This is a genomic window from Pandoraea cepalis, from assembly GCF_902459625.1.
In the GTDB taxonomy this organism is placed as follows: domain Bacteria; phylum Pseudomonadota; class Gammaproteobacteria; order Burkholderiales; family Burkholderiaceae; genus Pandoraea; species Pandoraea cepalis.
Genome location: NZ_CABPRY010000031.1, coordinates 1 through 1,167 on the forward strand (window position 1 = coordinate 1; position 1,167 = coordinate 1,167).

Consider the following 1,167-nt stretch of genomic DNA (forward strand, 5'->3'; position numbering starts at 1 on the left):
CCCCGGTGGTTGAACTACATTCGCTGACCCGACGGAATTCGGCGGGGGTCAGGTACTGCAAACTCGAATGCGGGCGCACCTCGTTGTAGTGCGTGCGCCAGTCCTCGATCACGATCTTCGCTTCAATCCGATTGCGAAACCACTCCATCGCTAAACATTCATCGCGAAATTTCCCGTTGAAGCTCTCGTTGGTTCCGTTCTGCCAAGGCTTGCCCGGATCAATCAACGCTGTCTCGATCTGCTCCTGTACCGCCCATTTCAACAGCGCCGTGCTGACAAATTCCGGCCCATTGTCTGAGCGCAGATAACGGGGCGCGCCATGCACGCTGATCAACCGACTTAACACTTCAATGACTCGACGAGAGCGAATCGATCCCGCCACATCGATCGCCAGGCACTCCCGCGTATATTCGTCGACCACCGTCAGGCATTTGACTTGCTGGCCGTTCGCACAGGCATCGAATACAAAGTCATAGCACCAAACCGAGTTGCGAGCTGCCGGTGCGTGGGGCCTTGGACGACTGCCTGCTACGCGGCGTCTACGACGTTTCTTTGGCACTTGCAAACCCGCCTGCGCCCAAAGCGAAGCGCATCGGTCACGACCGACCACAATGCCCTCACGCCCGAGCAATACTCGAATGCGACGCGAACCGAAGCGCGGGAATTGCCCCGACAATGCTCGCATCGCATCGATCACTGGCGCGTTCTTGCTCGGCATCTTGAGCTCGTAACCCAAGCTCGAACGGCTGACCTGCATCAGCGTGCACGCTCGCCGTTGGCTCAAGCCCCGTGCCATCGCAAACCGGGCTTGCTCACAGCGAGCCTGCACGCTCACCACTTTTTTGCGCCGATCTCCTTCAGGACTTGGATATCGAGCGCCTGGTCGGCGACCAGCTTCTTCAGTCGGACGTTCTCCGCCTCCAGTGCTTTGAGGCGCTTGACGTCGTCGCTGACCATCTCACCGAAGCGCTTGCGCCAAGCGTAGATCGACGCTTCGCTTACGCCGTGGCGCTTGGCCACCTCAGGCACCGTGTCCCGATCCGCTTCACGCAGTATCCGCACAATCTGTTCGTCGCTGTACCGGCTTTTCTTCATACCAACTCCTCATCTGAGCTGAGGAGCCATTATCCCTAGATTTGATTGGTACGAAATTTTCAGGACAGGTCA

The 1,167-nt window shown here is 58.1% G+C and carries 1 protein-coding gene; it reads right to left on the minus strand.

Annotation, left to right across the window (positions count from 1 at the left end; all coding sequences use genetic code 11):
* Positions 1-1,095, minus strand: a protein-coding gene (locus PCE31107_RS23255) for an IS3 family transposase (protein ID WP_150610799.1) whose coding sequence is annotated in 2 segments (ribosomal slippage) — positions 1-846 and positions 846-1,095 — 1,096 coding nt annotated over the 2 segments. Because the reading frame shifts where the segments join, the coding sequence is not laid out codon by codon here. This gene is flagged as partial in the annotation.
* Positions 1,096-1,167 lie beyond the last annotated feature (72 nt).